Origin of the sequence: Tenebrionibacter intestinalis (genome assembly GCF_016632365.1) — a bacterium.
GTDB classification, from domain to species: domain Bacteria; phylum Pseudomonadota; class Gammaproteobacteria; order Enterobacterales; family Enterobacteriaceae; genus Tenebrionibacter; species Tenebrionibacter intestinalis.
Genome location: NZ_JAEPBH010000025.1, coordinates 1 through 24,931, shown reverse-complemented (window position 1 = coordinate 24,931; position 24,931 = coordinate 1). Strand labels below are relative to the sequence as shown.

Here is a 24,931-nt window from a genome sequence, read left to right as displayed (position 1 = left end):
AAACTGATTTACTTTTATTGCTTTGATTTCAGGTACGTTAAGGCCTGTCCATCCCTGAATCTCCCCTTACAGGGCTGCGGCGTGGTCGGGTTAGTCTGCGCCAGCAGAGCGCCCGCTTATCGGCAAGTTCACTGACAGATGGCCACACTACCGTCCCTGCAGCGCAAAACGCGTCGGTAAAGTTGCCACCAGGTCATTCTGGCCTGTCCTCAGACATCGCCATAAGCGCAAGTATAATTGCGCTATGCCGGCTGGATGAAAACAGGATATTTCCAGGACTTAAGCCAGCTCGCCTTGTACCAGAGGTACAAAACGTACGGCTTCAACAGTGTCAATGAGATATTCACCCGACCGGCGGCGCACCCGCTTGAGAAACTGGCGCTCAACGCCTACCGGCAAAACCAGAACGCCTCCCTCATCAAGTTGCGTCAGCAACGCCGCCGGGATTTCAGGCGGCGCCGCCGTCACAATAATAGCGTCAAATGGAGCGCGTGCCTGCCAACCCTGCCAGCCATCGCCGTGACGGGTTGAAATATTATGCAGATCAAGCTGTTTAAGACGGCGACGCGCCTGCCACTGCAATCCCTTAATGCGTTCGACTGAGCACACGTGGCGCACCAGATGCGCCAGAATCGCCGTCTGGTAGCCCGAGCCAGTGCCAATCTCCAGCACGCGTGATTCATGATTAAGCTCAAGCAGCTCCGTCATGCGCGCAACCATATACGGCTGAGAAATGGTTTGTCCGGAGCCTATTGGCAGCGCCACATTTTCCCAGGCCTTGTGCTCAAAGGCCTCGTCCACAAATTTCTCACGCGGAACCCACGCGATCGCGTTAAGCACGCGCTCATCGCGAATCCCCTGTTCTTTGAGTTTATCGAGCAATTTTTGAATACGCCTGCTTACCATGCCTGCTCCATCCCGGTTCTGGCAAGCCAGGCGCTGACAACATCATGGGCGCTGTAGGCGGTCAAATCGACCTGTAGCGGCGTCACAGAAACGTAGCCCTGCTCAACGGCGGCAAAATCCGTGTCCGGTCCGGCATCGTGCTTTTCGCCTGGCGGGCCAATCCAGTAGATCGTGTTGCCACGCGGATCCTGCTGGGCGATAACTTGATCTGCCGGATGACGGCTGCCGCAGCGAGTCACGCGCCAACCTTTGATCTCGCTTAGCGGCAGATCGGGTACGTTAACGTTCAGAATACGTCCGGTACGCAGCGGTTCGCGGCTAAGCGCCCGCAACATAGCGCAGGTCACCGCAGCCGCGGTGTCATAATGTTCATGGCCATCGAGCGATACCGCCAGCGCAGGAAATCCCAGATGACGGCCCTCCATCGCTGCCGCCACAGTGCCGGAATAGATAACGTCATCGCCCAGATTAGCGCCGGCGTTAATGCCGGAAACAACCACGTCCGGGCGCGGACGCATAAGCGCATTGACGCCCAGATAGACACAATCGGTTGGCGTCCCCATCTGTACGGCAATATCGCCATTAGGGTAGCTAAACGTCCGCAGTGAGGATTCCAGCGTTAACGAATTTGACGCGCCGCTGCGGTTACGATCGGGAGCAACGATCTGAACCCCGGCGAATTCACGCAGCGCTTTCGCCAGCGTCTGAATACCCGGCGCATGAATACCATCATCGTTACTCAGCAATATTCGCATAATCACCTGTATTGATTACTTCCCGGACTACGCTTGTGGCGAAACTGCCTGCGGGTAGCCAGAAACTGGCCTCCAGCGTCACATCATCCCACCAGCTCCATGTTAGCTCGGCAGGATACAGCAACATCGCCCGCCGCGCCGCCTCAACCCGCTCGCGCGCCAACAGCGCCTGCAAATCCGCCTCATGCGCCAGCGTCTGCTGCTCAAACGCCAGCGCCTGGCCCTTGCTTCCCCAGTCGCCGCAGCCCGGCAGCGCCGCAGTAATCATCAGCTCGCCGCTGTCGACCCGAGGCTGGAGCGACGCCAGCTCCCGGTTATCGGCGACAAACCAGCTTCCCCGGCCCGCCAGTTGCAGCGCGTCGCCCTCTATCACCTGGTTAAAGTCCGCTTTTTTCAGGCGTTCGCTAACCTGCTGATTAAATAACGCGCTGCGGGCAGCGGAAAGCCAAAAGCTGCGCTTTGCGCGATCGCGCACCGGCCTGTCGCTCTGCGCCCACGCCCGCGCCTGGCTCAGATTACTGCCGCCGATGCCAAAACGCTGGCTGCCGAAATAATTTGGCACCCCCTGACGCAGCACCTTGTCAAGACGCGCCTGCACGTCCTCGCGGTGCGTAATTTCGCGCAGCACCAGCGTAAAGCGGTTGCCCTTCAGCGCGCCGGGGCGCAGTTTGCGGCGATGGCGCGCGTACTCAAGCACCTGGCAGCCCTCAAGCTCAAAGCGGCCCATATCCGGCATCGCGTTGCCCGGCAGGCGCACGCAAAACCACTGCTCAGCGACCGCATGTTTGTCTTTCTGCCCGGCAAAACTGACTTCACGGGCGTGTACTTTCAAAAACTTCGCCAGCGCATCGGCCACAAACCGTGTATTACAGCCTCTTTTCAGAATACGCACCAACAGGTGCTCGCCTTCTCCATCCGGGCCGAATCCCAGGTCTTCGGTGACGACAAAATCTTCCGGATTGGCCTTTAGCACTCCGCAAGACTGTGGCTGGCCATGCAGCCAGGTAAGCGTTTGCCCATCCATCATGCATTAACCTTAATCAGCAGCGCCACCGCTTGAGCGGCGATGCCTTCGCCGCGACCGGTAAAGCCAAGCTTTTCCGTCGTCGTGGCTTTCACATTGACGTCATCCATATGGCAGCCGAGATCTTCAGCGATAAATACGCGCATCTGCGGGATATGCGGCGCCATCTTCGGCGCCTGAGCGATAATCGTCACATCAACGTTGCCCAGGCGGTAACCTTTCTCACAAATACGACGCCATGCCTCACGCAACAGCGCACGGCTGTCGGCGCCTTTAAACGCCGGGTCGGTATCCGGGAAAAGTTTACCGATATCCCCCAGCGCCGCCGCGCCCAGCAGCGCATCAGTAAGCGCATGCAGCGCCACGTCGCCGTCAGAATGCGCCAGCAACCCTTTTTCAAAAGGGATACGCACGCCGCCGATAACAATCGGGCCTTCGCCGTCAAAAGCATGAACGTCGAAACCGTGTCCGATTCGCATCAATTATTCTCCGTTTTGGGTAACCGGGTCAGATAAAAAGCTGCCAGCGCCAGATCTTCCGGGCGCGTTACTTTAATGTTGTCCGCCCGGGCGCTAACGAGAAGGGGATGAAATCCGCAGTGTTCCAGCGCAGAGGCTTCGTCGGTAATGAGCGCGCCTTCAGCCAGCGAGCGGCTCAGACACTCGCGCAGAAGTTTCAGCGGAAAGAATTGCGGGGTAAGGGCATGCCACAGATCGTCGCGCGCCACGGTGTGGGCAATGCACGATAAACCGGGCTCGCCGCGCTTCATGGTGTCGCGCACCGGGCTTGCCAGTATGCCGCCAACCTCGCTGTGATCGGCAATAGCCAGCAGGCGACAGAGATCGTCAGGGTGCAGGCAGGGGCGTGCGGCATCATGCACCAGCACCCAGTCGGCGTTGCCGGCGGCGTTAAGGCCAGCCAGCACCGAATCCGCGCGTTGCGCGCCGCCAGTCACCTTCAGCACCTGCGGGTGTTTCGCCAGCGCCAGCGCGTCAAACCGGGTATCTTCCGGGCTGATAGCCACAATCACTTTACTGACGCGCCGGTGGCGCAGCAGCGCTGAAACGGCGTGTTCCAGGATCGTTTTATCACCAATGGTGAGGTATTGTTTGGGGCATTGCGCCTGCATACGGCTGCCTGTTCCGGCGGCCGGCACCACGGCGATAACCTCCCTGAAGTGTTCTGACATCTGCACAAGCTCAAATCTGTTTTATGGATTATTCTGTCCTGAACGCCAGTTCCGCTTAGAGGAATCAGGCACCAGACGATAGAAAGTCTCACCCGGTCTGATCATGCTCAGCTCATCGCGCGCGCGCTCTTCAATCGCCTCAAGGCCGCCGTTCAGATCGTCGATTTCAGCAAACAGTTGGTCATTGCGTAACCTGAGTTTGGCATTGGTTGCCTGCTGTGCCTGAACATCTTCGCTTACGCGCGTATAATCATGAACCCCGTTTTTGCCAAACCACAGCGAATACTGGAGCCAGCCCAGCAAAACCAGTAACAGCAGCGTTAGTTTACCCATTTCGCCCCCGGATCAAACGGCGCCATCATCCCATAACGTGTCATGAGACGCTACCAGGCCTGATTCATTCAAGAAAGTGCGGCAGAATTTACCACATAATACGCAAGGATGCGCACTCTGTGCCTGCGGCAAAGAATATGTATAGTCTGTTACGCTTTGAAGTATGTCAGTTCATCAGCCAGAGCAAAAGCGCGCCGAACATGGCGCTAACGCCTGAGAGTGTCACAATAAAGCTTAGCAGCAGGCGGCGCTCAAGCAGCGAATGCAGCGCAACGCCGGTTACTAAAGCGACCGGCAGCAGCGCCAGAAAAAACGGCCACGTATACAAAAAGAAAAACAGCGTATTAGCGCCATAGACAAAGAAGGGGAAACCGAGCGCCAGCATCCATGCAGCAAAACCAATAAGCCCGCCGGAGAGGGACCAGGCGGTATCCTCCCTGTCCGGCAACGTCGCAGGCGGGGTTGTAAAGAGTTGGGGGCTGTTGCGCATATCAAATCCTGTAAACCGAGCGGGCAGGCCTTGCAGCCTGCCCGACGCCGTCTTCAGAATTTGATGATATCGTCCCGGCGCAACAGATCTAATAATTGTCCGGTCAAATTTGTTACCAATTGTTCGCCATCAAGGCGAATTTCCGGGTTTTCCGGCGCTTCATAAACGGCGTCAATGCCGGTGAAATGACAAAGCTCCCCGGCCCGCGCTTTTTTATATAGCCCTTTGGGATCGCGTCCTTCACACACCGCCAGCGGCGTATCGACAAAAACTTCAATAAATCGCCCATCGCCTACCAGCGCGCGTACCATTTCGCGTTCAGCACGATGAGGCGAAATGAATGCGGTAAGCACCACAAGGCCGGCTTCTACCATCAGCTTTGCCACTTCGCCAACGCGGCGGATATTCTCGCGGCGATCGTCATCGCTAAAGCGCAAATCACGGCACAAGCCATGACGCACATTATCGCCATCCAGTAGATAAGTGCTTACGCCCAGCGCATGCAACGCGTCTTCCAGCGCGCCCGCAACGGTGGATTTCCCCGAACCGGAAAGCCCGGTAAACCACAATACCGCACCGCGATGGCCGTGCAGTCGCTCACGCTTTTTTCGGGTCACCGGATGCGTGTGCCAGACAATATTTTCATCATGTAACGCCATCAGCTCGAACCCTGCAAATTACGCGCATTCCAGTGCGGAAAATGGCGACGTATTAGCGCGTTCAGCTCCAGTTCAAATGCGCTATATGACAAAGGCGCCTCCTGCGCTGCGACCTGCGCCTCGCGCGCCTCGCGCACCATACCGGCGCCCACGGTTACGTTGCTCAGGCGATCAATAAAAATAAGCCCGCCGGTGACAGGATTTTCCCGGTAACGGTCCAACGCCAGCGGTTCATCAAACGTTAGCGTCACCAGGCCGATACCGTTGAGCGGCAGGCCGCTGGCGCTGTGGGTTTCCAGCGTATTGATATCCACCTGATGAACAATCGCATCCACGCTAACGCAGGTTTTTTTACCGGCGATTTTAATATCATAGCGCTGGCCTGGCTGTAACGGCCGCTCGGTCATCCATACCACATCCACATCGGCACGTTGCGCCACCGTCACGTCGCTTGCGGCGCTGACCAGCAGGTCGCCGCGGCTAATATCAATTTCGTCTCTGAGCACCAGCGTCACCGCTTCGCCAGCAGCGGCCTCACGCAGATCGCCGTCAAACGTAACGATACGCGCCACGCGGGTCTCTATGCCCGATGGCAGCGCCTTCACACGTTCGCCCACGCGCACCTGCCCGGAGGCAACGGTGCCCGCATAACCGCGAAAATCAAGGTTCGGACGGCTCACATACTGCACAGGGAAACGCAACGGCTGGCGCGCCGCCACACGCTGGACCTCTACGGTTTCCAGCATTTCCAGCAGCGTTGGGCCGCTATACCACGGCATACTGGCGCTTCGGGAGGCGACATTATCGCCTTCCAGCGCTGACAGCGGCACAAAACGGATATCCAGCGCGCCCGGAAGCTGTGCGGCAAAGGTGAGACAGGCCTGCTTAATTTCTTCAAAACGGTCCTGCGAAAACGCCACCAGATCCATTTTATTGACCGCCACGACCAGGTGGCGGATACCCAACAGGGTGGAAATAAAACTGTGGCGGCGGGTTTGATCCAGCACGCCTTTACGCGCGTCCATCAGCAGAATAGCTAAATCGCAGGTGGAGGCGCCGGTCGCCATGTTACGGGTATACTGCTCATGCCCTGGCGTGTCGGCAATAATGAATTTGCGTTTTTCAGTGGAGAAATAGCGATAGGCCACATCGATAGTGATGCCCTGCTCGCGTTCAGCCTGTAGGCCGTCCACCAGCAGCGCCAAATCCAGCTTTTCGCCCTGTGTGCCGTGGCGCTTGCTGTCGTTATGCAGCGATGAGAGCTGGTCTTCGTATATCTGCCGCGTATCGTGCAGCAGGCGGCCAATAAGCGTGCTTTTACCGTCGTCCACGCTGCCGCAGGTCAGTAAGCGCAGCAGGCTTTTGTGCTGTTGGGCATGTAACCAGGCTTCTACGCCGCCCTGGTCGGCAATCTGTTGTGCAATAATCGTATTCATCCGGCGGCTCCTCAGAAATAACCCTGGCGTTTTTTCAGCTCCATTGAGCCGGACTGGTCGCGATCGATAACGCGCCCCTGGCGTTCGCTGGTGGTGGAGACCAGCATTTCTTCGATAATCTCCGCCAGCGTCTTCGCGCCCGACTCCACTGCGCCAGTCAGCGGCCAGCAGCCGAGGGTGCGAAAACGAACCTGGCGCCGTTTAATTACTTCGCCCGGATGCAAATTGATACGGTCGTCATCAACCATCATCAACATGCCGTCGCGCTCCAGCACCGGGCGCTCAGCAGCAAGATACAGCGGCACGATATCGATTTTTTCCAGATAGATATATTGCCAGATATCCAGCTCAGTCCAGTTGCTGAGCGGAAATACGCGTATGTTTTCGCCTTTATTGATCTGGCCGTTATAGTTATGCCACAGCTCCGGACGCTGATTTTTCGGATCCCAGCGGTGAAAGCGGTCGCGAAAGGAGTAGATACGCTCTTTTGCGCGCGATTTCTCTTCATCGCGCCGCGCGCCGCCGAAGGCCGCATCAAAACCATACTTGTTCAGCGCCTGCTTCAGACCTTCGGTTTTCATAATATCGGTGTGTTTGGCGCTGCCGTGTGTGAACGGGTTAATCCCCATCGCCACGCCCTCAGGGTTACGGTGTACCAATAGCTCACAGCCATACGCTTTTACCGTGCGGTCGCGAAAGGCGTACATTTCACGAAATTTCCAGCCCGTATCCACATGCAACAGCGGAAACGGCAGCGAACCGGGAAAAAACGCCTTACGGGCCAGATGCAGCATGACCGAGGAGTCTTTGCCGATGGAGTACAGCATGACCGGATTAGCGAATTCCGCCGCAACCTCGCGGATAATATGGATGCTTTCTATCTCAAGCTGGCGCAGGTGAGTAAGTCGTTTCTGGTCCATAACCTTTCCTCAAACCGGTTTGCCGCCGTCCGGGCGCGTTAACCGGTCAATAAATAAAGCGAACAGATCGGACTATACGTCCCGTACTTGCCTGTTATGAAATGCCTGATTGGAATGATTAGTTCCACAAAGGAATAACGGGTGGGGCAAGGCCGGTTAACTTCGCTCCGGCTCCGCTTTTTCGGCGTTTGGGAAGAATGGAAATTGCGGGCGTTGCGGCCTCGTTTCATACTATCGCCGCCTGGCCGCTTGCCTGATGGAGTAAGGATTATTTATGTTTTCCGCTTTGCGTCGTTCAGCTTCATGGCTGGTTTTAGGTTTTTTTTGCTCATTTTCAACGCTGGCAAACACCCCTGAGCCGGGCGCTATCGCCAGCGCTCAGGCGCGCCATATCGCTACCGTATTTCCAGGCCGCATGACCGGCACGCCGGCGGAAATGCTGGCGGTAGAGTATGTACACCAACAATTTCTAAAATGGGGCTATAAAAGCAACACCCGCCTGTTTCCCGCCAGCTACCTGTACAACCGCCGCGATGGCGAAAAATACAAACAACATGTCACAGGCAGCATGGCCATTGCGATGCATAAGGGCAGCAGCCCACAGCAAATTATTATCATGGCGCACGTTGATACGTATGCGCCGCTCAGCGATAACGACTGCGACAAAAACCTCGGCGGGCTATCGCTTCAGGGCATTGATGACAATGCTTCCGGGGTGGGCGTCATGCTGGAGCTGGCCGAGCGGTTTAAAGATACCCCCACGCGCTACAGCATTCGTTTTATCGCCACCAGCGGGGAAGAAGAAGGGATGCTCGGCGCGCAGGATATCCTGCAACGCATGCCCCTCTCTGAGAGGAAGAATACGCTATTGGTTATTAATCTCGATAGCCTGATAACCGGCGAAAGGCTTTATTTCAACAACGGAAAGAACACGCCCGTTGCGGTACGCAAGCTCACGCGCGACCGTGCGCTGTCCATTGCTCACCAGCACGGCATAGCCGCCAGTACAAATCCCGAACTCAACCCGCGATTTCCCCACGCTACCGGCTGTTGTAACGATGCCGACGTTTTCGATAACGCGGGCATACCGATACTGAGCGTTGAGGCCGCTGACTGGACGCGGGGCAATAAAGACGACGCCCAAAAGCGGGCAAGAAACAAAGCGCTCCCGAAAGGGGAAAGCTGGCACAGCGTACAATATGACAACGTGCCGCATCTTGATAAATGGCTGCCAGGCCAGATTGAGGCACGCAGCCGCGATGTGGTGCGGATCATGCTGCCGTTAGTCAGTGAGTTGGCGAAAGCGGGATAGCGCTTTGCATACAAAACGGGCGCATACGGCGCCTGTCGGATTGTTGGCAAAGAAGGAAAAATGGTTTTTTCCTTCTTTGTGGTAAGCAGGCGAAAACCAATACGTTGATTTTCCTTATTTTTTATTGCGTTTCACCCCTCCTGTCTGCGACAGGTTGGGGTTTGTCAGCAGCCTTACGGGCGCATACGGCGCCCGTCGGATTGTTGGCAAAGAAGGAAAAAACGGAGTTTTTCCTTCTTTGTGGTAAGCAGGCGAAAATCAATGCATTGATTTTACTTATTTTTTATTGCGCTCCCCCTCCTGTCTGCAACAGGTTGGGGTTTGTCAGCAGCCTTACGGGCGCATACGGCGCCCGTTGCGATTTACCCTTCATGCAACCCGCATTCACGCTTAAGCCCAAAGAAGCGTGTCTCTTCTTCCGCCATGCCGGGTTCCCATTTACGAGTAGTATGCGTATCGCCTACTGAAAGATAACCTTTTTCCCACAGCGGGTGGTATTTCAGCCCGTGCTTTATCAGATACTGATACACCGTACGATTATCCCAGTCGATAATCGGCAGCAGCTTAAACACGCCGCGCTGTACGCCAAGGACCGGCAGCGTTGAGCGGCTTGCGGACTGCTCGCGGCGCAGCCCGGCAAACCAGGTGCCCGCGCTCAAATCCGCCAGCGCACGGTTCATCGGCTCTACTTTATTCAGGGCGTTATAGCGCTCAATCCCTTCCACGCCCTGCTCCCACAGCCTGCCATAGCGCGCCTCCTGCCAGGCCGGGCTTTCGGCTGCGCGATAGACCCGCAGGTTCAGGCCAAGCCGGTCTGTGAGTTCATCAATAAAACGGTAGGTTTCCGCAAACAGGTAGCCGGTATCGGTCAGAATAACCGGAATGTCCGCCCACTCGCGCGTCACCAGATGCAGGCAAACTGCGGCCTGAATACCAAAACTGGACGAGAGCACGAATTCGCCGGGCAAATTGTTAAGCCCCCAGACGACGCGCTCACGCGCGGTCATACTTTCCAGCGTTGCGTTTGTTTCCCGCAACGCCAGTTGACGCTCCTCTTTTGCCAGCGCGTTCAGCGCGCACAGATTATACTCGCTCATTGTCGCCCCCCATTATTCGCCCCAAAAGTCGCGCGCCGGATCGAGAATCGGGCGGATAATACCTACACGTACAGTAAAATCGCCAAACCCCTCTCCCGGCTCGCGCTCTGTCGCCCAGCGGCCGACCAGCGCGTCAATCGTTTCGATAATTTCAGGCTCGGTGATATTTTCACGCAGCATGCGCGCAATACGCGTACCCGTGCGATTACCGCCGATATGCAGGTTATAGCGCCCTGGCGCTTTCCCCACCAGGCCAATTTCCGCCAGCATGGCGCGACCACAGCCGTTCGGACAGCCGGTCACGCGCAGCACAATGTGGTCATCGCCAACGCCGCGAGCGGTCATAATCGCCTCAATTTTATCGACAAACTGCGGCAGAAAACGTTCAGCTTCCGCCATCGCCAACGGGCAGGTTGGGAAGGAGACACAGGCCATTGAGTTCTCACGCTGCGGAGTTGTTGCCGCCATCAGCCCATGATCGCGCGCCAGTTTTTCAATCTTTTCCTTCTCTTTTTCCGCTACGCCTGCCACGATCAGATTCTGATTAGCCGTCAGTCGAAAATCGCCTTTATGCACCCTGGCAATTTCCAGCAGCCCGGTTTTCAGCGGCTTGCCCGGATAATCAAGTATGCGACCGTTTTCGATAAACAGCGTCAGGTGCCATTTGTCATCAATGCCTTTCACCCAACCAATGCGATCGCCCCGGCCGGTAAATGCGTAAGGGCGAATCGGTTCAAATTTTATACCGGCGCGACGTTCCACCTCCGCCTTGAAGGCTTCCACGCCCACGCGTTCAAGCGTATATTTGGTTTTGGCATTTTTACGGTCGGTGCGGTTGCCCCAGTCGCGCTGAGTGGTCACCACCGCCTGCGCCACTGCCAGCGTATGCGCCAGCGGAATATAGCCAAATTCACTGGCGGTGCGCGCGTAGGTTTTCTTATTGCCGTGCTCAACGGAAAGCCCGCCGCCCACCAGCAGGTTAAAGCCCACCAGCCTGCCGTTTTCGGCAATCGCGACAAAGTTCATATCGTTGGCGTGCAGATCGACATCGTTTTGCGGCGGCACCACGACGGTCGTTTTAAACTTACGCGGCAGATACGTCGGCCCAAGGATAGGTTCTTCATCCGTGGTCGCCACCTTTTCCTGATCCAGCCAAATTTCCGCATAGGCGCGCGTGCGTGGCAACAGGTGCTCAGACAGCTTTTTCGCCCACTCCCAGGCCTCGGCGTGTAGCTGCGACTCAACGGGATTGGAGGTACACAGCACATTACGGTTTACGTCATTAGCCGTAGCCAGCGCATCCAGCCCCACGTCATGCAGCATCTGGTGCGCAGGTTTCACGTTCTGTTTAAGGATACCGTGAAACTGAAAAGTCTGGCGGTTAGTGAGGCGGATACTGCCATAAAGCGTGTTATCCGCGGCAAATTTATCAATGGCTTGCCACTGCCGGGGGGTCATAATTCCTCCGGGCAAGCGGCAGCGCAGCATCATGGCATGGCGTGGCTCCAGCTTCTGTTCAGCGCGCTCGGCGCGAATATCGCGGTCATCCTGCTGATACATACCGTGAAAACGGATGAGCAGGAAGTTGTCGCCTTTAAAACCACCGGTCAACCCATCCTGTAAATCTTCGGCGATGGTGCCGCGCAGGTAATGGCTCTCAAGCTTCATGCGCTCAGCGTCAGACAGCTTGCCTTCGACCACCAGAGGGCCTGGATGTTTTTCATTCATTAATAGACATCTCGCTGATAACGGCGCGCTACGCGCAGCTCACTTAAAAATTCATCCGCCGCGTCGGCGTCCATGCCGCCATATGCGGCAATGACGTCCACAAGCGCATGCTCAACGTCTTTCGCCATACGGCTTGCATCGCCGCAAACGTAAATATGCGCGCCATCGTTAATCCAGCGCCAAAGCTCTGCTCCCTGTTCGCGCAGTTTATGTTGAACATACACCTTTTCTTTTTGATCCCGCGACCAGGCAAGATCGATGCGGCTTAGCAGGCCATCTTTGACATAGCGCTGCCACTCCACCTGATACAAAAAATCTTCAGTAAAATGCGGATTACCGAAGAACAGCCAGTTTTTTCCGCTCGCGCCCTGCGCGTCGCGCTCCTGCATGAAAGCGCGAAACGGCGCTATACCTGTTCCCGGGCCTATCATAATGACCGGCGTTTCGGGGTTATCCGGTAGGCGGAAGTTATCGTTATGCTCAATGAAGACGCGCACTTCGCCCTCCTCTTCCAGCCGGTCGGCCAGAAAACCGGACGCGCCGCCGGTGCGGGCGCGGCCTTCAATGTCATAACGCACAACGCCAACGGTAATATGCACTTCATTTTCTACTTCGTTCTGGGATGAGGCGATGGAATACAGTCGCGGCGTAAGCGGACGTAGCAGGTCAATAAGCTGCTGCGCCTCCAGTTGTGCGGGCGCAAAACGCGCCATATCAACAATCGGCGTCGTCGCCGCGTAGCGCTGCAATGTTGCTTTATCACCCACCAGTTCAAGCAGAGGCGTATTACGCGTCAGCATGGCGTAGTTTTCCACAATGGCGGCAGTGTTGACCGTCAGTTCAAGATGCCACTGTAGCGCCTCAGCCAACGGCATCGTTTCGCCGCCCAGCGTCACCTTTTCATCGCCTTTGAGCCACAGCAGCTCAACCAACTCCTGCACCAGCGCCGGACAGTTCCTGTACCACACGCCAAGCGCGTCGCCTGGCTGATAACGCAGGCCAGAATCGCCAAGGTCGATTTCAATATGGCGCACATCTTTTTGCGAGTTGCGGCCGGTAATTTTCTGGTTTACGGCAAGCGTGGCGCTAAGCGGCGCCGCCTTAGTGTAGGGGCTTGAGAAAATGTCGTTTACCGCACCAGCGGCGGCGCTCTGCACGCATGCGGCCTTCGGCGCACGCGTTTTCATCACATCCACCACGCGCGCGCGCCAGGCCTGAGCGGCAGCCTGATATTCCACGTCGGCATCGACGCGGCTCAGCAGGCGTTCCGCCCCCAGTTCCGCCAGCCTGGCATCAAAATCTTTACCGGCCTGGCAGAAATGTTCATAAGAGGTATCCCCAAGACCAAACACGGCAAATGCGGTACCGGCAAGCGCTGGCGCTTTTTTAGAAAACAGGAATTTATGCAGCGCAACAGCTTCTTCCGGCGGCTCACCTTCCCCCTGGGTCGATGCCACAAGCAGCAGCAGTTTTTCCTGCGCTATCTGTTTAAATTTGTAATCACCGGCATTAACCAGCGTGACGTTAAGCTGCGCGGCCAGCAGATCATCGCGAAGTTGCTCGGCCACGCGGCGCGCGTTGCCGGTTTGAGAAGCGGACAGTAGCGTAATCGCGCACGATGCCTGTTCAACGGGCGTTAATGTCGCGCCCGGCTGCTGTTGGCTCACCCCCCAGAAGTAGCCGGCCAGCCAGGCAAGCTGGGCGGGTGAAAAATCCGCAGTCGCGCTCTGAAGGCGCTTTAGCTGCTCCGGGCTTAGCGGGAGCTGCGAGGTAATAGAAGCCTGAGTCGTCATGCGTCGTTATATTCCCGTGGCGTGAAGGCGTTACCCAAAAATGCGTGAAAACAAGAGTAACGATGTGGGTAACATCAAACCAAAGAAGCGTTGGCAATATCAAATAACAAATTCGCCTAATCTGTTTTTTCCGTAACCCTTACTGGAAAAAGTGTTTAACCCTACTGCTGAATAAAAAACGCCCTGTCTTCACTTTCACGGCCATTGGTCAGGCATGCTCACGCGCAAAGCCTCGCGGTTTTTCGCTCAATACCCGCCCTTAACGTATTTAACCATCATCGCTTTACAAAACTAATGCGGGCCGCAGACATACCCATAAAAATCATATCGGACCGAATAACACTTTGTTTTTATTAAGATTTTTTCTTGATCATGCCGACAAGTCCACCTACTTTTTTAACAGCAGCAACATAACGCAATGGAGAAAATAATGAGTGACATGACGAATGACATGAAAACCGGCACTATCCCGGAACTGGGCGAGAGTTATGAAGTCTTGTTTCGTAAAACCCAGCCGGTTAGCGCATCAGAGACATATCCGGGCTTTAATCCCTCCACGCATATTCTGCCGGCAGGTTCCGTACACCGTGAAGGCGGGATGCCGTTACCGGTAGATATTCTGTTTGAACAGGATGTCGCCGTGACGCTTCGCGATGGAACAACAATTTATGTCGATGTTTATCGCCCGACAGATCAACAGGATTGCCCGGCGATTATCTCCTGGAGCCCGTTTGGTAAAAAAGGAAGCTGGCTTAGCCTGGATCGTTTTGAAAACCGCATGGACGTTCCCACCCAGTGGGAAGACGGCCTTAATAAATTCGAAGGCCCGGTCCCGGGCTACTGGGTGCAGTACGGTTACGCCATCGTGAACGTGGACGGACGGGGCGTATTTAAATCTGAAGGGGATATTCCTTTCTTTGGGCTGCAGGACGCGGAAGATGAAACGGACGTCATCGCCTGGATTGCAGAGCAACCCTGGTCAAATGGCAATGTCGGCGCCTGCGGCAACAGCGGGTTTGCCATTTATCAGTGGAACATTTGCCAGTATAACCCGCCGCAGCTCAAAGCTATTGCCCCCTGGGAAGGTATTCGGGACTGGTATCGCGACACAATCGTGCGCGGCGGCATTCCAAACCAGGAGTTTTTCAACGGCATGCTGGCTAATCTTTACGGCGACAATTATGCCGAAGATATTGTCGCTATGGTGGAGCCGGCCCCGTTATTCGACGCGTACTGGAATACTAAAGTGCCTGACGTAAGTAAGTCGCGAATTCCGGCCTATATTGTCGCATCCTGGACTAACGTATTACATACGCAAGGCACATTTTCCGCCTGGGAAGATTACGGATGCGCGGAAAAATGGCTGCGGGTACACAACCGCCATGAATGGGTCGATTTTTTCAACCCGGTAAACAGCGACGATTTACGCCGCTTCTTTGATTACTACCTGAAAGAGGAAGATAACGGCTGGAAAGAGACGCCTCGCGTGCGGTTGACCGTGCTCGACCCCGGCCACGAGGATATTCTGTATCGCCCGGAGACAACGTTTCCGCTGGCGCGGCAAAAATTTGTGCCTCTTTACCTGGATGCCGCCCACGGCAGGCTGACGGCAAAATGCGCCAAACACTGCGCCGCCAAAGAATATATGCCGGACGAGGAAGGAACCGTCTTCAAATATACCTTTACAGAAGATACCGAAATTGCCGGACACATTAAGCTCAAAGCCTGGATGGAGGCGGCCAGTTTCGACGATATGGACGTATTCGCCTTTATCAGTAAACTCGACGTCAACCAGAATGAAGTGCTTCCCGAACCTGTAACCAATCGTTATCATCAGGGAGCCAACGGGCGCCTGCGGGCCTCTATGCGCAAGCTGGACACCGCGAAATCCCGCCCCGAAAAACCGTTTCATACTTTTGATACGGTTGAAAAACTTAAGCCAGGAGAGATTGTTCCGCTGGAAATCGATATCTGGCCCTACGCCATGAAGTGGCACAAAGGCGAAACCCTGCAACTGCGTATTAATGGCGTAAATCTGATAACCCAACCGGAATTCCCCGACCTGCCGCCCGTCGGCACGATTAATCAGGGAAATCATATTATTCACACAGGGGGAAAATTTGATTCGCATTTGCTTATTCCCGTCACGCAGGGCGTAATTAAATAACCGCAGGCGTAGTTTTACGCAGCGCAGGCCTGAACGGGCCTGCGCTGGTGGCTATTTTATTTCTGAGGCGGTGTACGTTCACCAGCGGTTAAAACACATTACCAAAAGCGGCTCCTGGCGCTTTTTCCGGCTCACTTTGCTGTTTGCCCGTTTCGTAAACAACACGTGCTGGCATGCTCCTGGCGGCGGCTAACAGGATTGGCGACATGCGCCTTACCTGTACGATTAAAACCAACGGCTTGCTTGCGGCACAAACCATTGACAATATAACTCCACAGACAATAATAGTAACCAATAGCTTCATCAGGCCATTAATTTTATTAGCCGCGCCTGATTACTGTCGTTATCGACATTGCGTGCGCTGTTTAAACATTCAATAACCTGCCTGTTATAAAATGTGATTTAATTCAAAAAAACAATGCAAAGAAAAATATAATTACCAATTATTCTTCCATTATAAAAGCATTTAACCACATAACACGGTAACAGGGATAGCGTTTCATGAAGCACAATAATATCATACCCATCCGTTAAAGCGGGGCGACTTAAGCCGTCGGCACGGGAAGTGCCCCTTTTTTTTGTAAAACAAACCATTAAATCAAATCTTCTATAGCCAGGGGGAAATGATGGAAAAATACATTATATTTATAAACGAGGATAAAACGAAAGTTATCGCCAAAACCTTATTAACGCAGGATTTAACCAGAAAGCTGAAAAAACAGGGGTTCAGAAAACATCACATTGAGGTAAATGCTGAAAATGAGAACGATGCCATTAATAAAGTGAATAAAGAATGCAACGAGCATCTGGATTCATTAAAAGATTTTTCTGGCGGGCTTGTTATATGCTCAGTTTGTTTTATTATTATCGCTCTGGTCTCTTTTTTCATATTATAAATTGCAGGCGAAATGAAAATACGAATATAATCCTGGCCAGAGCCTCGAAGCGCGTTTCGCAGTCTATCCCCCTCTGTTCACACGCTGCTGAAAACAAAACAGCCGGTGACGAACCCACATCCGGTGGCACGCTGCAACGATTAATGTCACAATGCCGCACTCAGTAAAGGTATAGCCCGCTTGCATTACGTACAGGCCAGGGCAGAGCAAACGGCTCCCCCTGTACGTCCTGAAACAGAGCAGGTTTATCCCCCCCGACAGAACAAGCCACATCGAGACATCACAATGCCTACCACGCTGTTTAAAGATTTCACCTTTGAAGCCGCCCATCGTCTGCCTCATGTACCACAAGGGCACAAGTGCGGCCGTCTGCACGGTCACTCTTTTATGGTACGCCTGGAAATTACCGGTGAAGTCGATCCCCGCACGGGCTGGATTATGGATTTTGCCGAACTAAAAGCCGCATTTACGCCCACCTATAACCGTCTGGATCATCACTATCTGAACGATATCGAAGGCCTGGAAAACCCCACCAGCGAAGTACTGGCAGAATGGATCTGGCAGCAGCTTAAACCTCAGCTACCGCTGCTTAGCGCGGTTACGGTAAAAGAAACCTGCACCGCAGGCTGCGTGTATCGCGGGTAAACGCCCCATTTAGCCCCAAATACTCCGCTTAGGCGCGACCTGCCAACCCGCGCCGTTCGCAGCGGTTTAAACGCTTACGGCAGGCGGTTTAACGCCAGGCGCTGAACGCCCCGGCGCACATTTAGCCCTGGCTGGCTCTCCATCAGGGTTAAATAGCATTAATGCGTAATGACGGAAATAACAGAGGCTGCGCCTGAGCGCCGAAGCTGAAAGCGGCCCGGGCAGAAGGGTTTTTCTGCATTCGCCAAATGGTTAATATCAATTCCATCTCTTTTCCTGACAACCTACCTGCCCTGAAGGACGGGATTTCTGCAGCGTTCAGCCCGGAGCCTGAATCGCCCCGGTGGGTTCCTGCTTCAACGGCGGCCTGACTGCGCCGCCCCTCCACAGGCAAGCACGGCATATCCTGCCGCTAAAATATTTCGTGCCCCATTAATAGTGGCGTTTTCGGTATATCCGCCTCCGGGGCATTCAAAGGTTGACGAAACCGTGGGCGCGAGAGCCGGGATGCTCACCTCTCAGGCCTCGCGGCGCCCCAGCCAGCGCTCTTTCATCAGCGATACCTTTACTGCGGCATCCAGCAGCGGAGAAGGCGGCAGCAGATTCGCCCGCCCCACCGCCAGCATATCGCCGATTAGCGGATGATCCTGTTTGAGCGCATAGTACGCCAGTAGCTCGCCTGCTATAGTCTGGCGGGAAATTCCCGCGCCGTTACAGCCTGCGGCGGTATAGATATTGCGCGCAACATTCCCCCACAGCGGCGCACCGTTACGCGTAACGCTAATGGCGCCGGACCAGGTTTTCACCAGTGCGACCTCGCCGCCAAACTGCGGATATATCCGGTTAAAAAGCGCATTGTGCTGGCGCGCCGCCTGGCGCGTCTGCTCTTTCGTCACCACGCCGCGCAGCGCCGGCATCACATGCTGGCGGATCAGGAAACGGCGATCGGACGTAAAGCGCACCGTCGCGCCGGCAATCGCATTTACCGGCGTCATCCCCCAGCTCGTCATCTCACGCGGGAGCTTCATCATTTGCTGTACGGTCAGCGGCTGCGTCAGGCTGGCGAACGTCGCCATTGATGCCTGGCGGCGCAGCCGCCCCGGCATCAACTCCGGCGAGAGCGCATTAGTCGCCAGCATCACGTTTTTTACCTTCACCGCGCCCTGCGGCGTAAAAATTTCCGTCACGTCACCTGCTTTTATCGCCAGCGCCGGCGTGTTTTGGTAAAGGGTGACGTTCGCCGGCAGGGAATCCGCCAGCCCGGCAATCAGCCGCGCCGGGTTAACTAAAATCGTGCCCGGCGTGAATATTCCCTTGTGCCAGAAGCCGCTTCCCAGCCTGCGTCTGAGCGCCTCGCCATCCAGTTCTTCATAAGGTTCTTCAATGCGCTCCAGGCTTTCGCGGTAGGTCTTCAGTACGGCATCGCTGCCTTCAGATACCTGGCAGTGGTACTTGCCGGCGTTTTCCCAGTCGCAGGCGATAGCGTGCTTCTCCACCTGCTCCCACAGGATTTCGATTCCCGCCTGCAGCAAATTACGCCACGTCTGCGCCTTTTTCAGTTCCGCCATTGAACTGCCGATATTGTGCGGCAGGCCAATCACAAAACCGGAGTTACGCCCCGCGGAGCTATCCCAGGGCGCGCTGGCGGCATCGAAAACCACAATGTGTAAATCCGGGTTTAGCGTCGCCAGCGTGCGGGCAAACGCCAGCCCCGCATAACCGGCGCCGATAACAGCCCAGTCGGCCTGAAGGTCCCCGGTTAACGCTAAACAGGTTGAAGGCGAGTCTGACGGCAGCGGCCAGCCGACACTATTTTGATTCTGAGGTAATGAAACACGTTTCATAAAATCCCTGCCGGTTATGAAATCCCTGTATTTTTAAGATTCTATCACCGCCGGCAAACGGATGGGCACCGCAAATCAGGCGATATGAAGATATTTATGAGTCTGCATTGAAAGCCGCCAGTTGCGCGCAATACAGGTATCGATGCACAGGCGCGTCGCATCTTCTTTTTGGCTTATGGGCTGTAGCGCGATAATGCGCTTTTTACCGTCCTCCAGCGTGGCGAGCAGCTCATCCAGCGCTTCAATATCACGCAGGCGGCCTACCGGGTGTTTAATTTCATCAGCGCGAGACAGTGCCTGCGCCAGCACCTCATAGCCGCCGCGCATATTAACCTTAGGCGAAACCGTTACCCAGGCCGCGTCGCTACAGCGCACGTCGTGCGTGCCGCTGGTTTCAATCTGGCAGCGAAAGCCGTTTTCTTCAAGCAATACGGTCAGCGGGCGTAAATCGTGGATACAGGGCTCCCCGCCGGTAATGACTACATGGCGTGCGGTGTAGCCCTGGCGGCCAATGGCAGCCAGCAGCTCGTCTGCGCTGGCGCTACTCCATTTGTCACTTTCACGCGTTTTCGCCAGCACGCTGAACAGCGATACTTCCCGTTCAGCACGTTTATCCCAGGTATGTTGCGTATCGCACCATGCACACCCCACAGGGCAGCCCTGCAAGCGGATAAAAATAGCGGGAACGCCGGTGAAATACCCCTCGCCCTGTAGCGTCTGAAACATCTCGTTAATCGGGTACTGCATAATCATCTCAGTGAAGGGGATAAGCAATAAGTATCGCAGATTCCCAGCAGATGATCATGCACCACAGATACTGCGCGCGCGAATTGCCGCCATAAACCGTGCTGTAATCTGCTGTGGGCGGGTGATAGCCCCACCGACAACGACCGCGTGAGCACCCAGCGCCAGACATTTCGCCGCCCGTTCCGGTGTATCAACATTGCCTTCCGCAATCACCGGGATCGTGACGGCGGCGAGAACCTTCCGCAGGAAGGCACAGTCGTTATCAGGCAGAATGTGACCGGCCGTGTCTGCCGTATAGCCGTAAAGCGTAGTACCGACACAATCAAAACCCAGCGCCTGCGCCATCACCGCTTCATCAACAGTGGCGATATCCGCCATCAATAGCACCGAAGGATAACGCGCGCGAATTTGCTTAACCAGCACCTCCAGCGGTTGACCACCGGGCCGGCGACGGGCAGTCGCATCCAGCGCAATAATCTCCGGTGAAACCGTCATCAGTTCGTCCACTTCTTTTAGCGTGGCGGTGATAAACACCTCGCTGTCCGGATAATCTCGCTTGATAATACCAATGATGGGCAAAGAAACCTGTTGTTTGATGGCTTCAATATCTACTACGCTATTAGCACGGATCGCGCTGGCACCGCCCTGGGCCACCGCCAGCGCCATGCGCGACATAATAAACGGACTATGCAACGGTTCGTTATCCAGCGCCTGGCAAGAGACGACCAGGTTTCCTTTCAAGTTATCCAGTACAGTTTTCATTACGATAAGATCTCTTCAACTTCATTTTTGATAATCGTGACGTGCGGACCATAAATAACCTGCACGCCGTTACCGCGCACAATCACACCACGCGCCCCGGTGGCTTTAAGCGCAGATTCATTCACTTTGCCGCCGTCTTTCACGGTGACGCGAAGACGCGTCGCGCAGCAGTCCACCTCTTCCAGATTGTCTCTGCCACCTAGCCCCGCAATCACCGCTGATGCTCGTTTACTTTGTGATAGAGCAGTATCTTCTGCCGTAGCCTCTTTTTCGCGCCCCGGTGTGGCAAAATCAAAGCAATTGATCAGATAGCGGAAGGTGAAGTAGTACAGGAAGAACCACGGTACACCTACCAGCGGAACAAACAGCCAGTTCGTTTTGGCTTCGCCCTGAAGTATGCCGAACAGCACGAAGTCGATAAATCCACCGGAGAAGGTTTGTCCAATCGTGATGTGTAAAATATGGGCGAGCATAAATGCCAGACCATCAAATAGCGCGTGAATGACATAGAGCACTGGCGCGACAAACAGAAAGGAGAACTCAATAGGTTCCGTAATCCCCGTCAGAAAAGAGGTCAACGCCGCGGATAGTAGCAGCCCCGCCACACGCTTTTTATTCTCTGGTTTTGCCGTGTGGTACATCGCCAGACATGCTCCGAGAAGGCCAAACATCATGGTGATGAAGCGCCCGGACATGAAACGAGAGATGCCCGCATAAAACTGTTGTGTCGCCGGGTCAGCCAGTTGAGCAAAGAAGATCCGCTGTGCGCCTTCAACCAGTTGACCATTCACAATCTCACTACCACCTAGCGCAGTCGTCCAGAACGGCAGATAGAAGATATGATGTAATCCGAACGGGCCCAGCATACGCAAAATAAACCCGTACAGCAGGGTTCCCAGATAACCGGTCGCATCAACAAGCCCCCCCAGACCAAAAATCAGTTTCTGGAAATGCGGCCAGACCACGGTCATTATCGCCCCAACAACAATTGCCGCCAGTGAGCTGATTATGGGGACAAAGCGAGAACCGCCAAAAAACCCCAGGAATTGGGGAAGAGCAATTTTGTTGAACCGATGATGTAGCACGCAGGTAACCAGCCCTATCACCACCCCGCCAAAAACCCCGGTCTCCAGCGTCTGGATACCCAGCGTCATACCCTGGCCAACTGCACCCGGGTTCTCATGGGCCAGCTTACCGGTCAGAGTGAGCAGCGCATTAATGGTGGCATTCATGATAAGAAAGGCCAGTAATGCCGCCAGCCCCGCAGTGCCTTTATCCGTTTTCGCCAGCCCAACCGCCACACCCACGGCAAACAGTACGGAGAGATTGGCAAAGACAATCGACCCCGCACTACTCATGATAGTGAAGATAGCCTGTAGCCAGTCGGCATCCAGGAAGGGGTACGCGGCCAGCGTGTTTGGGTTCGACAACGCCCCACCAATACCCAGCAACAACCCCGCCGCAGGCAGTACCGCTATCGGCAACATAAACGATTTGCCAAAACGCTGTGCTTTTTCAAACCATCCTCCGGAAGACGCCCCACTGAAAATCTGCATCATTTTCTCTCTCACACCTTACATTTGAAAATTTTTATCAAAAATTAATTATGCACTGAAAATTATCACCAACAATAGAGAGGCAGATCATGTTTTTAAAATTACTGGCGTACTTCCCCTACTTTCCGCCACACTAGCGCACAGAGAACACATTAAGGATTGAGCATGTCTGAAAATGAAAACCTGCTGCTGAGGTTGCGCCAGGGGCTTTGCGGATACAGCCCTACGCAGCAAAAACTGGGGGAGATCGTACTCAACAATCCGTCAAAGGTGCTTTACCTGACCATTACGGAACTCGCGCGGGAAAGCCATACCAGTGAAGCAAGCGTGACGCGCCTCTGCCGCACGTTAGGCTGTAAGGGATATAACGAGTTTAAAATGGCGCTGGCGCTTGATATCCAGCAGGGACAACCTGCTCGTCAGCAGGGTGATAAGATCGACAACGTCGTTGATGAGTCTGTGCAGGCACTGCAGGATACGGCAAAACTGCTCGACCGGACGTTGCTGGAAAAAGCGGCGCTTGCTCTGCATCAGGCGCAGTCGGTGGAGATCTACGGCGTCGCGGCCAGCGCTATTTTGGGTGAATACCTGCAATACAAACTCTTGCGACTTGGTAAACCTGCGCAACTCTTCAGTGACATGCACCGGGCGGCCATGAATGCCGCCACGCTCTCTGCGGATAAGCTGGTGGTAGCCATTTCCAGTTCAGGTTCGACACGTGATTTGCTGCATGTCATTAAGCTGGCGCATAAACAGGGGGCCAGGGTCCTGGCGCTCAGTAATACGCCTCGCAGTCCGCTGGCCTCATTGAGTGATTTACTACTGGTGGCGGCAAAGCCAGAAGGTCCGTTAAGCGCCGGGGCATTAAATGCAAAGGTAGGGGTAATGCTGTTGATTGAACTGCTGAGTACTTCTCTAATCGCGCTTGATGAGTATTACGGTGTAGTGAGCCAACAAACCGCCAGCGCCACACTTCCCCTGCTGCTCTGATACCGTTATAAAAAAACCGCCGAAGCGCAATACCGTTCACTTAAGCGGAGCAGTACTGCATTTCGCCTGCCCGGTGCCGGTGGCTGGCGCCACGTTGCGGTTTTCGCCGCCGCCCCCGCTGCCGGAAATCGCCACGGCGTAACCGTTACCGGCGGTTTTACTTTCGTTACGTATCGCCGTCCAGCCCAGCGTTCCCGTATCCAGCCTGTTCCGCCCGCTGTCTGCCGTGGACGCAATCACCGCTCCGTCAAGCTGCGTCCTGCCGCCCACCGTCACCTCAAACCCGCCGCTTCCCGCAAATATTCCGCTCTGCTCAGCGACGCTCTTACCGTTATGGGCGACGTTTTCGCCCGAGGCGCTGACATGGCCGGAAAGCTCCCGACTCTGAGGCCGGGATCATTTCATTTACAATTCCGAATATCTAATACCTTCAATTTGCTCATATGTTGTCGACAAAGCTTCGAAGATATTTATCTCATCACCAATATTCATAATAATTAAACTCAAGTGATTTTCAAAATCTAGCCTTAAGCCCACATAGGCATCCTCTACTGAGGAAAATATCAAAAACACCTTCAGCAAAGTTTTTTCAATAAAATTAGCAAACGGATGGATATGTGAAATATCAATAATAGTTTCTTTACCGTATTCACCAAGTTCTTTTTCTTGCATAGGATGCTCCGTTAACACAAGTGTTGAACCATCCTTTCCACATTTCAAACTACTAATGGTTACTGCCTTTGAAAAAACAAGCTGTAACTGTTGTGGATGTTCAAAATCAGGAACATCAAGGGAATAAATTAATCCTTTAATCTGCAAAAGTTTTTTACCCACAACACCGAGAGTCCATTCTTCATAATTCCTTAAAGATTTAATCATTTCGGATCTCCCTTCAATGCATTTTTCACAGAGGTATTATTAATACCATCCTTAAGAATAGTGACAAAGCTACCATCGGGCTTGGTAACAACAACATCATTTCCCTTTATTCTGAAGAATACATCACCACGGCTGGCACCGCTTCCTGCACCTTGTCCCGCAAATTTACCAGCAACAACTTTATCAGGATTTGAACCTATATCATTTATAATATCCAAGACACGTTGTCTATCTGCTGCATTCGACGCATTACCACCAAAATCTTCAACGTGTTTTCCGAGTTTTTTACCTAACTGTGCGTTGGTCACTGAAAAGGCAGCACCAGATCCTACTCCCGAACCTGGTAAAGATGTTTGGCCAGGGCTGGGCAAATGCCCTGAGAGCTCTTTACTGGCCTTATTGATAAGTGTAGACGCCTCGGCCAGTTCCCCTTTCTTCAGCGCCGTTTCCGCCGCCTTAATCACCTTACCAGCAGCATCACCCGCGCCAGGGATAATCCCCACCGCTGCGACCAGGTAATCCAGCGCGCTCTGCGCTTCTGCAAAGCTCTTGATATCGCCAACCACCGGCACAAAATCCACGCCAAATGAAGCGGTATCCTTGAGTGCTTCAAGCCTCTGCTTATACATCTGTACTGAGCACGCTTCCGCGCTCATGCCTGCGCAGTTTTCCTGCCTGTAGCGCTCGTTTTCTGCTTTTACATGCTCCTGCGCTTTCTGCTCCGGAGTTTTACCGGCCGCGACGGATTCTGCTATATCGCTTAAGCTGTTATTGGTCACTTCCACCTTCGCGGCATTCGCGCC

Annotated in this window: 24 protein-coding genes and 2 pseudogenes; 5 read left to right on the top strand and 21 right to left on the bottom strand. The window is 54.4% G+C overall.

Going from position 1 to position 24,931, the window contains the following annotated elements; translation table 11 throughout:
* Positions 1 to 279: 279 nt before the first annotated feature.
* From JJB97_RS10690 to cysD, 10 genes are all read right to left on the bottom strand, one after another.
* Complete coding sequence (locus tag JJB97_RS10690; protein WP_238714002.1) at positions 280 to 906, bottom strand: protein-L-isoaspartate(D-aspartate) O-methyltransferase; 627 nt, start codon at positions 904 to 906, stop codon at positions 280 to 282.
* Positions 900 to 1,661 carry a 5'/3'-nucleotidase SurE gene (gene surE / locus JJB97_RS10685; RefSeq protein WP_238714001.1) on the bottom strand — a complete coding sequence of 254 codons (762 nt, stop codon included), beginning with the start codon at positions 1,659 to 1,661 and terminating at the stop codon, positions 900 to 902. The genes JJB97_RS10690 and surE overlap by 7 nt, the downstream gene beginning before the upstream one ends.
* Positions 1,642 to 2,688 carry a tRNA pseudouridine(13) synthase TruD gene (gene truD, locus JJB97_RS10680; protein WP_238714000.1) on the bottom strand — a complete coding sequence of 349 codons (1,047 nt, stop codon included), beginning with the start codon at positions 2,686 to 2,688 and terminating at the stop codon, positions 1,642 to 1,644. Before truD ends, surE begins: the two co-directional genes overlap by 20 nt.
* The gene (gene ispF / locus JJB97_RS10675; RefSeq protein ID WP_238713999.1) at positions 2,685 to 3,164 is read right to left on the bottom strand and encodes a 2-C-methyl-D-erythritol 2,4-cyclodiphosphate synthase; all 480 of its coding nucleotides are present in this window, start codon (positions 3,162 to 3,164) and stop codon (positions 2,685 to 2,687) included. The genes truD and ispF overlap by 4 nt, the downstream gene beginning before the upstream one ends.
* The gene (gene ispD, locus JJB97_RS10670) at positions 3,164 to 3,874 is read right to left on the bottom strand and encodes a 2-C-methyl-D-erythritol 4-phosphate cytidylyltransferase (RefSeq protein WP_238713998.1); all 711 of its coding nucleotides are present in this window, start codon (positions 3,872 to 3,874) and stop codon (positions 3,164 to 3,166) included. The genes ispF and ispD overlap by 1 nt, the downstream gene beginning before the upstream one ends.
* Positions 3,875 to 3,895: 21 nt before the next feature.
* Complete coding sequence (gene ftsB, locus JJB97_RS10665) at positions 3,896 to 4,207, bottom strand: cell division protein FtsB (protein ID WP_238713997.1); 312 nt, start codon at positions 4,205 to 4,207, stop codon at positions 3,896 to 3,898.
* A gap of 166 nt (positions 4,208 to 4,373) precedes the next feature.
* Entirely contained in the window at positions 4,374 to 4,697 is a 324-nt protein-coding gene (locus JJB97_RS10660) for a DUF3561 family protein (RefSeq protein WP_238713996.1), read from the bottom strand.
* Positions 4,698 to 4,750: 53 nt separating this feature from the next.
* Positions 4,751 to 5,356 carry an adenylyl-sulfate kinase gene (gene cysC / locus JJB97_RS10655; protein ID WP_238713995.1) on the bottom strand — a complete coding sequence of 202 codons (606 nt, stop codon included), beginning with the start codon at positions 5,354 to 5,356 and terminating at the stop codon, positions 4,751 to 4,753.
* Positions 5,356 to 6,792, bottom strand: a complete 1,437-nt coding sequence (gene cysN / locus JJB97_RS10650) for a sulfate adenylyltransferase subunit CysN (RefSeq protein WP_238713994.1) — start codon at positions 6,790 to 6,792, stop codon at positions 5,356 to 5,358. The genes cysC and cysN overlap by 1 nt, the downstream gene beginning before the upstream one ends.
* An 11-nt stretch (positions 6,793 to 6,803) precedes the next feature.
* Entirely contained in the window at positions 6,804 to 7,712 is a 909-nt protein-coding gene (gene cysD / locus JJB97_RS10645; RefSeq protein WP_238713993.1) for a sulfate adenylyltransferase subunit CysD, read from the bottom strand.
* Positions 7,713 to 7,986: 274 nt separating this feature from the next.
* On the opposite strand from cysD, the gene JJB97_RS10640 reads away from it, so the two are divergent.
* Positions 7,987 to 9,024 carry an aminopeptidase gene (locus tag JJB97_RS10640; protein WP_238713992.1) on the top strand — a complete coding sequence of 346 codons (1,038 nt, stop codon included), beginning with the start codon at positions 7,987 to 7,989 and terminating at the stop codon, positions 9,022 to 9,024.
* Between the two features lie 362 nt (positions 9,025 to 9,386).
* On the opposite strand, the gene JJB97_RS10635 is transcribed toward JJB97_RS10640, so the two are convergent.
* From JJB97_RS10635 to cysJ, 3 genes are read right to left on the bottom strand one after another with little or no spacing between them, the layout of a single operon-like run.
* A complete protein-coding gene (locus JJB97_RS10635; RefSeq protein ID WP_238713991.1) occupies positions 9,387 to 10,121 on the bottom strand; it encodes a phosphoadenylyl-sulfate reductase in 735 nt (244 codons plus the stop codon).
* A 12-nt stretch (positions 10,122 to 10,133) separates the two neighbouring features.
* Positions 10,134 to 11,849 (bottom strand): assimilatory sulfite reductase (NADPH) hemoprotein subunit, encoded by a 1,716-nt coding sequence (gene cysI, locus JJB97_RS10630; RefSeq protein WP_238713990.1) that lies wholly within the window; start codon positions 11,847 to 11,849, stop codon positions 10,134 to 10,136.
* Complete coding sequence (gene cysJ / locus JJB97_RS10625; protein WP_238713989.1) at positions 11,849 to 13,642, bottom strand: NADPH-dependent assimilatory sulfite reductase flavoprotein subunit; 1,794 nt, start codon at positions 13,640 to 13,642, stop codon at positions 11,849 to 11,851. The genes cysI and cysJ overlap by 1 nt, the downstream gene beginning before the upstream one ends.
* A gap of 430 nt (positions 13,643 to 14,072) precedes the next feature.
* Here cysJ and JJB97_RS10620 point away from each other — a divergent pair, with 430 nt between their 5' ends.
* The 3 genes from JJB97_RS10620 to queD all read left to right on the top strand — a co-directional run bounded on the left by JJB97_RS10620 (position 14,073) and on the right by queD (position 17,350).
* Entirely contained in the window at positions 14,073 to 15,809 is a 1,737-nt protein-coding gene (locus JJB97_RS10620; RefSeq protein ID WP_238713988.1) for a CocE/NonD family hydrolase, read from the top strand.
* A 623-nt stretch (positions 15,810 to 16,432) separates the two neighbouring features.
* A complete protein-coding gene (locus JJB97_RS10615; RefSeq protein ID WP_317981148.1) occupies positions 16,433 to 16,705 on the top strand; it encodes a hypothetical protein in 273 nt (90 codons plus the stop codon).
* Between the two features lie 285 nt (positions 16,706 to 16,990).
* Positions 16,991 to 17,350 (top strand): 6-carboxytetrahydropterin synthase QueD, encoded by a 360-nt coding sequence (gene queD, locus JJB97_RS10610; RefSeq protein ID WP_238713987.1) that lies wholly within the window; start codon positions 16,991 to 16,993, stop codon positions 17,348 to 17,350.
* A 318-nt stretch (positions 17,351 to 17,668) separates the two neighbouring features.
* Here the strand turns inward: queD and JJB97_RS10605 are convergent.
* The 5 genes and pseudogenes from JJB97_RS10605 to JJB97_RS10585 all read right to left on the bottom strand — a co-directional run.
* Positions 17,669 to 17,832: pseudogene (locus tag JJB97_RS10605) on the bottom strand (RNA-guided endonuclease InsQ/TnpB family protein); the annotation flags it as partial.
* A 36-nt stretch (positions 17,833 to 17,868) separates the two neighbouring features.
* Entirely contained in the window at positions 17,869 to 19,194 is a 1,326-nt protein-coding gene (locus JJB97_RS10600; RefSeq protein WP_238713986.1) for an NAD(P)/FAD-dependent oxidoreductase, read from the bottom strand.
* A 75-nt stretch (positions 19,195 to 19,269) separates the two neighbouring features.
* Positions 19,270 to 19,941 (bottom strand): 7-carboxy-7-deazaguanine synthase QueE, encoded by a 672-nt coding sequence (gene queE / locus JJB97_RS10595; protein ID WP_238713985.1) that lies wholly within the window; start codon positions 19,939 to 19,941, stop codon positions 19,270 to 19,272.
* Between the two features lie 54 nt (positions 19,942 to 19,995).
* Positions 19,996 to 20,703: an N-acetylmannosamine-6-phosphate 2-epimerase gene (locus JJB97_RS10590; protein ID WP_238713984.1), complete on the bottom strand. Its 708-nt coding sequence runs from the start codon at positions 20,701 to 20,703 to the stop codon at positions 19,996 to 19,998.
* Positions 20,703 to 22,262, bottom strand: coding sequence for a PTS transporter subunit EIIC (locus JJB97_RS10585; protein WP_238713983.1), 1,560 nt, complete (start codon positions 22,260 to 22,262; stop codon positions 20,703 to 20,705). The genes JJB97_RS10590 and JJB97_RS10585 overlap by 1 nt, the downstream gene beginning before the upstream one ends.
* Positions 22,263 to 22,424: 162 nt before the next feature.
* On the opposite strand from JJB97_RS10585, the gene JJB97_RS10580 reads away from it, so the two are divergent.
* Positions 22,425 to 23,249 (top strand): MurR/RpiR family transcriptional regulator, encoded by an 825-nt coding sequence (locus JJB97_RS10580; RefSeq protein WP_238713982.1) that lies wholly within the window; start codon positions 22,425 to 22,427, stop codon positions 23,247 to 23,249.
* Positions 23,250 to 23,285: 36 nt separating this feature from the next.
* On the opposite strand, the gene JJB97_RS10575 is transcribed toward JJB97_RS10580, so the two are convergent.
* The 3 genes and pseudogenes from JJB97_RS10575 to JJB97_RS10565 form a co-directional block, all read right to left on the bottom strand.
* On the bottom strand, positions 23,286 to 23,519 hold the full coding sequence (locus JJB97_RS10575) for a hypothetical protein (protein WP_238713981.1): 234 nt from the start codon (positions 23,517 to 23,519) through the stop codon (positions 23,286 to 23,288).
* A gap of 135 nt (positions 23,520 to 23,654) precedes the next feature.
* Positions 23,655 to 24,128, bottom strand: coding sequence for a hypothetical protein (locus JJB97_RS10570; protein ID WP_238713980.1), 474 nt, complete (start codon positions 24,126 to 24,128; stop codon positions 23,655 to 23,657).
* Positions 24,125 to 24,931: pseudogene (locus JJB97_RS10565) on the bottom strand (hypothetical protein); the annotation flags it as partial. The pseudogene JJB97_RS10565 and the gene JJB97_RS10570, both read right to left, overlap by 4 nt.